This is a genomic window from Actinocorallia lasiicapitis (assembly GCF_054778695.1).
In genome coordinates this window covers 20652-29482 of the sequence record NZ_BAAGZI010000034.1, presented here as the reverse complement: position 1 = coordinate 29482, position 8831 = coordinate 20652, and the positions used below count along the sequence as shown (strand labels likewise).

Here is an 8831-nt window from a genome sequence, read left to right as displayed (position 1 = left end):
CCAACCTGATGGGCGCGGTCGCCGGGCGGCTCCACCTCGAGAGGGCGCCCGCGTCCCGCTGGGCCGACGCCGCCGCGCTGGCTCTTTCGATGCCGCCATGGAACCTCATGCACGGGTTCATGGGCAGCGACGCGCGCATCCTCGGCTCGGCCGTACCCGTGCGCACCGCGCTGGACGCGTGCGACGCGGCCGAGGCGGGGCTGGCGGGCGCCACCGACATCATCGAGCACCGCAAGGGGTTCCTCGCGAAATTCGCGACGGTCCCGCTGCCGGAATCTGTGACAGCCGGGCTCGGCACGCGCTGGCACACCGAGACGCTGTCGTTCAAAGCCCGGCCCTCGGGCCCCGGTACGGACGTGGCCGTCGACTGCGCCGTCGATCTGCACGCCGCGCTCGGGCCGGACGCGCAGATCCGTGAGGTCACCGTCCGGCTTTCGCTGTACACGCTGCTCGTCGAAAGGGAGATCGCCGCGTATCTGGACGGTCCGCGGACCCGGCTCTCCGCCCTCGTCTCATCCACTCCGTACGCCGTCGCGACGGCGCTGCTCACCGGTGGCCTGCGTCCCGACGACTTCGTAGCCCCACTGGTGGACGCACCGGAACGCTGGGATCTGGCCCGGCGGGTCCGGCTGGAGCACGACCCCGAGATGACGTCGGCGCTACTCGCGTCCGACGCACCGTTCGGGGAGGCTCTGCGGCAGGGCGGCGCGTGCGGCGCAGCGTGGCTGAAGGAGTTCGGTGGCGGCGGTACCGACCTGGTCGCCCTGCTCGGCGACCCCGCGCCGCCCGCGCAGGACTTCTCGGCGTCCGCGAAGGCCACCCCGGCGTCTGTCCGGGTGGTCCTCGAGGACGGGACGAGCCATGAGCGGTCCGCGAGGATCCCCGTCGCAGGAGCGGGCTGGCGGACCCGGGCGGAACAGGTGCCCGTCCTGCGTGCCAAGTTCGCCGGCACCGGCGGGGCGCCCGCAGACGCCGCCGCAGTGCTCAGTCTCGACGCTCTCAGCGCCGCGGAGACCGAGCGGCTCATCAGCTCCGCGCTGGCGTGCGCACAGCCTGCGTCTGGGTGACCTTCGCGGCGGTCTCACCCCCGTTCACCACTGTCACCTCGACAGTGATGAACTTCCCGCCGATGTGCAGCGGCCGGGCCACGAAGTCGACCCGGCCGCCCGGCACACCGCGGAAGAAATGCGAAACGAAGCTGACGGTCGCGGTGCCGACCGCGCCAGGCGGCAGGTTCAGGAAGGCGCAGGACGCGCCGATCGAGTCGGCGGCGGCCATGAGGGCGCCGCCGTGCATCAGCCGGCCGGCCGTGCACAGCTCGGGCCGCCAGTCGAGCCGGCCCCTGACCTCAGCGGGCGTCCCGAGAGTGACCTCGAGCCCGAGTTCCTTGGCGAACGGCATCAGCTGGTGGACGAGGCGCGTCGTGTCCTCGTCCACGTCCTCATGAGCGGGTGCGGTCACGGTGTCTCCTCCGGGCTGATCGGGTTCCGCGCCGCCGGGACGGCGGGGGCCCGCTTGGCGGCTTTCGGCAGAAACTGGATGAGCAGGAACAGCGCTAGATGCATCGCCACGAGGAAGTAGGTGCTGGTGCCGAACGCGTCGGCGAAGCTCGGGCCCGACTCCAGCGCGTTGTAGAAGATGACGCCGACGACGGCGACGCCGACGGCGTTGCCGACCTGCTGCATGGTGCTGAGCATCCCGGATGCTTGCCCGGCGTTCGCGGGCGCGACCGCCGCGAGGACGACCGCGACGAGCGGCGCCGTGATCATGCCCATGCCGAGGCCGTCGAGCACGAACGGCAGGAACAACCGTACGGTCTCGCCGTCGGAGCCGATGTCGTCGATGGTGAACGCCGTCCACACCAGGCCACCGCCGAGGAACAGCCCGCCGAGCGCGGGGAGCTGCCGGCCGAGCCGGGCGGTGAGCGGCCGCGCCAGGAACGTGGTGACGAAGAACCCCAGCCCCATCGGAACGACGCAGATGCCCGAGTGCAGCGGGTCGAGCCCGCGGCCCTGTTGCAGGTACAGCGCCAGGACCAGGAAGTACGAGGCGAGGCCTGAGTAGAACAGCAGCACCGACACCACGCCAACGGAGAACGCCCGTTCCTTGAACATGGCGAGGTCGACCAGGGGGGTGCCGCCGCGCTTCCCGAGCCGCCGCTGGTGCACCACGAACGCGACCAGCAGCAGCGCCGACGCGTCCAGGCTGATCCACGTCCACAGCGGCCAGTCCAGCTCGCGGCCTTCGGCGAGCGGCAGGATCAACGTGAGAAGCGCCAGCGTCACTAGGGCGGCGCCGACGAGGTCCAGTTTCTTGGCGTTCGCGGCCCTCGACTCGGGAACGACCCGAGGGGCCAGCAGGCAGGCGACGATCCCGACGGGCACGTTGATGAGGAAGCAGGTACGCCAGCCGAGACCGCCCAGGTCGGCCTGGATGAGCGCGCCGCCCAGCAGCTGACCGCCGACGGCCGAGACACCGAGCGTCATCCCGTAGGCGACGATCGCCTTGGCCCGTCCCGCCTCGTCATAGATCGCGCCGATGATCGCCAGCACCTGCGGGAACAGCAGCGCCGCCGCCACGCCCTGCGCCATCCGTGCGATGACGAGCACGAGGGCCGTCGGGGCGAGCCCGCACAGCAGCGACGCGATCGTGAACAGCGCCATGCCGATCGTGAAGATCAGCCGGCGGCCGTGGATGTCGCCCAAGCGGCTGCCGGTGATGAGCAGCGACGCATAGGTCAGGCCGTACCCGGACACGATCAGCAGGATCGCGCCGCTGTCGGCGTCGAGCGAGGCCTGGGTATCGGGGATGGCGACGTTGACGATGAAGAAGTCGAGGAAGGTCATGAACGTTCCCGCGAGCAGGACGGGAAGGGCGAGCTTGGACTTCGTGGCCAGGGGGGCCGGCGGAGGACGCCGTCCCGCGAGAGTCTCTTCTGCCATGGAGCTTTCCTCAGATCGCCGGTTCGATAGGACCCGGTAATCATCTGGCCGACTGTTTCATGATGTCTATTATCTGACAGGTAGTAGACATTCTAAATGGCCCGAACATACGCTGACGGCACCATGAACGCAACGGATGACGGACTCTGGTTCCAGCCCGTGGGATTGCGCTCCGACGCTCCTCACCGGCTTTTCATTTTCCACCACGGCGGCGGAGCAGCCGCCTCTTATGCCCGATGGGCGGCTTTTCTTCCGGCCGATCTGGAACTGGTGCTCGTCCAGCTTCCGGGACGGCACGACCGTCGCGCCGAGCCCGCGTTCATCGAACTCCCGCCCCTCATGGAGGCGTTGCGAGAGGCGTTCAACGCCGAACTCGACGGGCGCCCCTACGCGTTCTTCGGCCACAGCATGGGCGGGATGCTGGCGTACCTGTTGACGGCCCAGCTCGAACTCGACGGCGAGGAACCACCCGCCCTGCTGGGCGTCTCCTCGTGGGCGCCGCTGCGCAGCCGCGACGGTGCCCTCGAGCTGAGCAGGCTCGATGACACCGCGCTCGTCCAGACCGTTCGCGACCTCGGGATGCTGCCCGAGGTCATCGCGGCGAGCCCGGACATGCTCCAGGTCGTCCTGCCCGCGCTGCGGGCGGACCTCAGCGTGTACGCCGACTACCGCGACCCGCCGCCTGACCAGGCGGTGGTCGCGTGCCCGGTCGCCGCATACGGCGCCCTGTCCGACCCGCTGCTGGTACCGGACGCGATGGCCGCGTGGACGACGCGCAGCCGTCGTTTCCTGGGGGTCAGTGAATACCCGGGCGACCATTTCTATCTGGACGACCATGCCGTTCCGGTGGCCACAGACCTAACCCGTCATCTGCATCGGGAATTCACGGCGCAAGCGAATTCCCGAATCTACTAAGGAGCCGACCATGACAAAGGGAAAATACCGGTTCGACACCGACACCGAGGTGACCGCCACAGGGAACGGCGTCTGGTCCGCGAAGATCGAACCAGGCTGGCGAGCCATCGGCGGACAGCCCAACGGCGGCTACCTCATGGCGCTGGCGCTGAGCGCCGCCGTTGAGGCCGTTCCCGGCACCCAGCCGTACTCGGTGAGTGCCCACTTCCTCCGCCCCGGCGAGCTCGGTCCGGCCGAACTGACCGTCGAGGTCGTCAAGCTCGGGCGCGTCAAGAACACGGTCGAGGTCCGCCTCGACCAGGGCGGCAAGGAGCGGCTGCGGCTGCTCACCACGCTCGGCCGAGCCGGTGGCGGCGATGGCGGCCCGCTCGTCACCGCTTCCGCGCCCGACCTGCCCAAGCCGGACGACTGCGTCGAGGCGCCCCTCGGCGTCGCCGGTCCCGACGCCGACATCGCTGAGCGGTTCGACTACCGTGTCACCCCGGCGAGCCGCTGGATCTCGGGGAAGACCTCCGACCGCGCGGTCATCGAAGGCTGGATCCGCTTCTCCGACGGCCGCGAACCCGACCTGGCGTCGCTGCCGCTGTTCGCCGACGCGTTCCCACCGGCCGCTTACGAGGTCGTCGAGGCCGCGCTCGTCCCGACGATCGAGATGGGTGTCCACCTGAGGGCCGAACCCGCGCCCGGCTGGCTTCAAGTCCGCTTCCAGACCCGCCTTATCGCCGGCGAAATCCTCGAAGAGGACGGTGAGATCTGGGACTCCGAAGGCCGCCTCGTCGCCATGTCCCGCCAACTCGCACTGCTACTGCCCATGGGCTAACCTCGATCGTTCGTGATGTTGTTCGGATCGCGTAGTGATCCGAACAACACTGACCCTTTTTCATCCGCCTGAGCACGCTGATGATCACGAGCTGATCGCGGTTCGGGTGTTCGACTTATGGCAAGAAGAAACCCCTGGTAGACGGGTTGATCGCCACAATCCTCACATCCAGACCAGGGGTCCTGCGTGTTGTTCTATCGTGCTGCCGTCGATTTGTCGCGTTCAACGCTGAACTACGTTGCCGGACTGATCCGGCGGCGCCGCAAGGCGATCGGGCCCACATGGCGCCTGCTCAACCCCGGGAGGCAGGCGATGCTGGTCCTGGTCCATCTGCGCAAGGCCGAGACGTTCGCCGAGCTCGGGGCGGGGTACGAGGTGTCCGCCGCGACCGCGTGGCGGTACGTCGAGGAGACGGTGGCGCTGCTGTCCGCCCGGTCACCGAAGCTGACGGCGGCGTTGAAGAAGGCGAAGAAGGACGGGCTGACGCACCTGATCCTGGACGGCACCCTCATCCACACCGACCGCTCCTATTTTCTCCGGCAAGCACCGCGTCCACGGGCTGAACATCCAGGTCATCGCCGGTCCCGATGGGACGATCCTGTGGACGTCCGGGGCCCTGCCCGGCAAGACCCACGACCTGACCGCCGCCCGCATCTGGGCACCCTGCGCAAGTTGGAGAAGGCCGGGATCCTCACCCCCGCCAACAACGGCTACCAAGGAGCCGGAACGTCAGTCGTGATCACCCCGTACAAGGGCCGGAAGAAGCCGGACTCCCAGAAGCAGGCCAGTGAGACTTGGGGACAGCGGGGTCTCTTGTGCAGGAGGGTCCGCTGCATCTGAGCGCGCCCGTTAGAGGCTGACCGAATGCAGGCCAGACCCTCGACCCTCGAGGTGTCCTTCAGTTGATCTGGTGGCGCGGGTGGGCCGGTCAGGGTCGGCTTTGCCAGTCGTAGCGCGGGTCAGACCACCGCCCGGGGCGACACCCCCACATCCTCACAGTCGTAGCGGGAGAGCGCGGATTTGACCTTGCGGGTACTGACGCGCAGGCGTCGGGGTGGGGCGAGGTCGGTCAGGACGGCTCGGCCGATGGGGTCGAGGTCGTCGTGGATGTTCTCGGCTTTGATCAGGAGGTCCTGGGCGGTGGTGAGAGCGATGGTGAAGCCAGCGCGGTCGAGGTTGGCGTTTGGGGTCTGTTCGATGGCGATCGCGATGCGCAGGAGCTGGTAGGTGGTCAGGAGCGCCCAGAGTTCTTGTTCGAGGCCGACCGAGTCGCCTGAGCGCAAGACGCGTCCGTGCAGGAGGGTGTGGCGGAGAGCGTTCGTGGTAGAGCCGGATTAACACGTTCGCGGGGTGGCGGCGGGGTCGGTGAGGGTGGTGGCCCACCGGTAGCGGCCGGTCCAGGAGGCGCCGTCGCTGCAGGTCCCGGTCTCGACCAAAGTCATCAGCTGCACCATCGGATATCCGGTGACACCGCGTTTGCCTTGGACTTCCGTAGCCAGGCCACGTTCCGGGACATGTCCGGTGCTTTGATCGAGGTGTAGTCGGCGAACGACACCGTCCGCAGACGGCCGAACCGGGCACCGGGCGTGCCCGGCTGGGCCAGCGGCCCAGCCACCACGCCGAACAGCTCTCTGACCGACGCAACCGAGACCCGTCGCAGCAGGTCACGCAACGCTTTGGCCGACGGAGCGGTCCCCGCTCCAGCCAGCCACGAGCATGTCCCATACCCGCAGATAACCCAGATCGGGGAACAACCCCAGCGCCAGCACGAAGTAGACCCCGACCCGGGACGGCAATTTCCGCAGCCGATGCTCGACCATCCCCGTCTCGGCCAGCACCGCATCGACCAACTCGAACGGCAGAAACCGGGTCAGCTCACCCAGATGGCCAGGCGCGAACACTCCACTGGCCACGGCCATATGCCGGGTCATCACACAGATAGCGGACGCCAGGGCAGACCTGGCAGACTGAGCGCCCAACGGAGATCCAGTTGCGAACACAGTGGTGGTAGAAGATCACCCGTTCTACTGGATCTCCGCTCTCATGTCCGGCGAACGCCACAAACCCTTGACATCCCCCAGGACCCTTAACTACCCGGCATTGGGGTTAATTCCGCTCTGGCCGAGGGCTTTGCTGAACGGACTGTAGCCGGCGCTGCCGGTTAGGTTATTGCCGTCTTGATCGAACGTGGCGACGAGATCGCCGTGCTGGTGGTGCGGTGGTTCTGGCCGTTGACACGGGCAGCCGATACGGCCTCGCGGCAGGCCAGAGTGCATGAATCAACTTCACCTTCTGCCACACATGACATTTGTCATGCGCTCACGATGAGGTGTCATAATGATCTAGTGACACGTGAGTCTGTCGGTCTGGAGTTTGCGCCGGCAGACTCACAGTCATGAACTCTCCTGAGAGCGGCGGAATATTCGCCGTCGAAGCAATTGATGTGCGACGGCGGTACACGTCCGGTGGCGGGCCGGACTATGAGGCGGTTCGTGGTGTCAGCCTGCAGGTACGGCAGGGAGAGATGTTCGCACTACTCGGTACGAATGGAGCGGGCAAAACCTCACTGATGGAGCTCCTCGAGGGCATGGCTCCTGCACTTGAAGGCACCGTCAGGATCCTGGGACTCGATCCGTTCACGGAACGTGCGGCCGTGCGTCCTCGTATCGGCATCCTGCTGCAGGCCGGCGGGTTTCCTGGAGAGCTCACTGTCGCTGAGACCGTTCGAATGTGGGCTGCCTGCACCACTGCTGCAAGACCTCCTGCGGAAGTCCTTGAACTCGTCGGTTTGACAGGTCGAGCGGACGTCAAGGTGAAGCAATTGTCGGGAGGGGAGACACGCCGCCTAGACCTGGCCGTTGCGGTACTCGGCCGACCAGAGGTGCTGTTCCTCGACGAGCCAACGACCGGGATGGATCCCGAAGGCCGGCGCGACACTTGGAGGCTGGTCCGGGAACTACAAGAGGACGGAACCACCGTCCTGCTGACCACACACTATCTGGCTGAAGCCGAGGAGCTGGCCGACCGGCTGGCGATCGTCCATGAGGGGCTCATCGGCACTGTCGGCACGCCCGCCGAGGTGATTGCCGACCACCCTTCCCGAATCACTTTTCTCCTGCCTGAAGGCGCTAGCCCCGAGTCCCTCCCCAGCCTCGGACAGGACCAGACCACCGAGCGCTCCGGACGACGAATCACGATCCGCACCCAACAGCTACAGGAGACGCTGTTCCAGCTGCTGGCCTGGGCGGGCGACCGCTCTCTGAACTTGGAGGGACTGGATGCAAGGGCCGCATCGCTGGAAGAGGTCTTCCTCGGAATGGCCGCCAGCCCCTCACCTTCTATCACCCAGGGCACATCATGAGTAAAATTTCTGTACTCGACACCCGACGCCTCCTCGCCTTGGGCCGCACCGAAATGCTGTTGCTGTTCCGAAACAGGTCCGCGCTCGGCACTGCACTGATCCTGCCCGCCGCTTCGATGGCCTTCCTTAACTCCATCGAACCGGAACCGGTCGAAGGAACAGAAGGCCTGCCCGGCGCTATAGCGGCCCAAGTCCTGACTGGAACCTTGGGCATCATCCTGCTAGTGGTTATCTACTCGACGTTGGTCGGCGCTTACGTTGCACGCCGGGAGGGGATGATCCTCAAGCGATTGCGCTCGGGAGAGCTCCGGGATGGAGAGATCCTTATAGGCACCGCACTCCCCGCACTAGCTGTGGCGGCCTTTCAATGCCTAGTCCTATCGGTCGTTGGCATCTCGGTGCTAAACGTTCCGCCACCCGACAACCCCTTTATTATCGCAGCCGCTCTCATCTTCGGCATGTTCATCGTTTCGGCACTTGCTGCCTGCTCGTCAGCACTGACTTCAACTGTGGAAATGGCACAACTGACCGTTCTTCCACTCATCTTGTTGTCACTCGGCGGCGCCGGACTCGTCGTTCCGCTGAGCACCATGCCTGAGAGCCTCGCCGAGATCTGCCACTTTCTCCCATTGACACCCGTGATCGAAACTGTTCGTATCGGATGGATTGACACGGAAGATGTAGGATCCGCTAATATTTACCAGCAGCTCGCGATGGCTGCGCTCTGGGTGATCGTCAGCGCTTGGGGAGCAACTCGCTGGTTCCGTTGGGAGCCGCGAAATTAGCACTCAAT

General features: G+C 66.4%; 7 protein-coding genes and 2 pseudogenes. 6 read left to right on the top strand and 3 right to left on the bottom strand.

From position 1 onward, the window contains the following. The coding region (locus ACYVE7_RS06820; RefSeq protein ID WP_460363695.1) for an MmgE/PrpD family protein at positions 1-1067 on the top strand (1067 nt) is incomplete at its 5' end. Here ACYVE7_RS06820 and ACYVE7_RS06815 read toward each other — a convergent pair. Together ACYVE7_RS06815 and ACYVE7_RS06810 are read right to left on the bottom strand one after the other, a co-directional pair. Then, complete coding sequence (locus ACYVE7_RS06815) at positions 1027-1461, bottom strand: PaaI family thioesterase (RefSeq protein WP_460363694.1); 435 nt, start codon at positions 1459-1461, stop codon at positions 1027-1029. The genes ACYVE7_RS06820 and ACYVE7_RS06815 overlap by 41 nt on opposite strands. Further along, positions 1458-2942 carry an MFS transporter gene (locus ACYVE7_RS06810; protein WP_460363693.1) on the bottom strand — a complete coding sequence of 495 codons (1485 nt, stop codon included), beginning with the start codon at positions 2940-2942 and terminating at the stop codon, positions 1458-1460. Before ACYVE7_RS06810 ends, ACYVE7_RS06815 begins: the two co-directional genes overlap by 4 nt. A gap of 123 nt (positions 2943-3065) precedes the next feature. Here ACYVE7_RS06810 and ACYVE7_RS06805 point away from each other — a divergent pair, with 123 nt between their 5' ends. The 3 genes and pseudogenes from ACYVE7_RS06805 to ACYVE7_RS06795 all read left to right on the top strand — a co-directional run. Beyond that, the gene (locus ACYVE7_RS06805) at positions 3066-3857 is read left to right on the top strand and encodes a thioesterase II family protein (protein ID WP_460363692.1); all 792 of its coding nucleotides are present in this window, start codon (positions 3066-3068) and stop codon (positions 3855-3857) included. Between the two features lie 10 nt (positions 3858-3867). Further along, positions 3868-4677, top strand: coding sequence for a thioesterase family protein (locus ACYVE7_RS06800; protein WP_460363691.1), 810 nt, complete (start codon positions 3868-3870; stop codon positions 4675-4677). Positions 4678-4863: 186 nt separating this feature from the next. Next, positions 4864-5466 (top strand): annotated as a pseudogene (locus tag ACYVE7_RS06795) (transposase family protein); the annotation flags it as partial. Between the two features lie 380 nt (positions 5467-5846). Here ACYVE7_RS06795 and ACYVE7_RS06790 read toward each other — a convergent pair. Beyond that, positions 5847-6608 (bottom strand): annotated as a pseudogene (locus ACYVE7_RS06790) (transposase domain-containing protein); the annotation flags it as partial. A 464-nt stretch (positions 6609-7072) separates the two neighbouring features. On the opposite strand from ACYVE7_RS06790, the gene ACYVE7_RS06785 reads away from it, so the two are divergent. Together ACYVE7_RS06785 and ACYVE7_RS06780 are read left to right on the top strand one after the other, a co-directional pair. After that, positions 7073-8038, top strand: coding sequence for an ABC transporter ATP-binding protein (locus ACYVE7_RS06785; RefSeq protein WP_460363690.1), 966 nt, complete (start codon positions 7073-7075; stop codon positions 8036-8038). After that, complete coding sequence (locus ACYVE7_RS06780) at positions 8035-8823, top strand: ABC transporter permease (RefSeq protein WP_460363689.1); 789 nt, start codon at positions 8035-8037, stop codon at positions 8821-8823. The genes ACYVE7_RS06785 and ACYVE7_RS06780 overlap by 4 nt, the downstream gene beginning before the upstream one ends. The last annotated feature ends 8 nt before the right edge of the window (positions 8824-8831 follow it).

Excerpts from the sequence above, each read along its gene's own strand:
- ACYVE7_RS06810 (WP_460363693.1), bottom strand. The coding sequence starts at position 2,942 with ATGGCAGAAGAGACTCTCGCGGGACGGCGTCCTCCGCCGGCCCCCCTG.
- ACYVE7_RS06780 (WP_460363689.1), top strand. The coding sequence starts at position 8,035 with ATGAGTAAAATTTCTGTACTCGACACCCGACGCCTCCTCGCCTTGGGC.
- ACYVE7_RS06805 (WP_460363692.1), top strand. The coding sequence starts at position 3,066 with ATGAACGCAACGGATGACGGACTCTGGTTCCAGCCCGTGGGATTGCGC.
- ACYVE7_RS06800 (WP_460363691.1), top strand. The coding sequence starts at position 3,868 with ATGACAAAGGGAAAATACCGGTTCGACACCGACACCGAGGTGACCGCC.
- ACYVE7_RS06785 (WP_460363690.1), top strand. The coding sequence starts at position 7,073 with ATGAACTCTCCTGAGAGCGGCGGAATATTCGCCGTCGAAGCAATTGAT.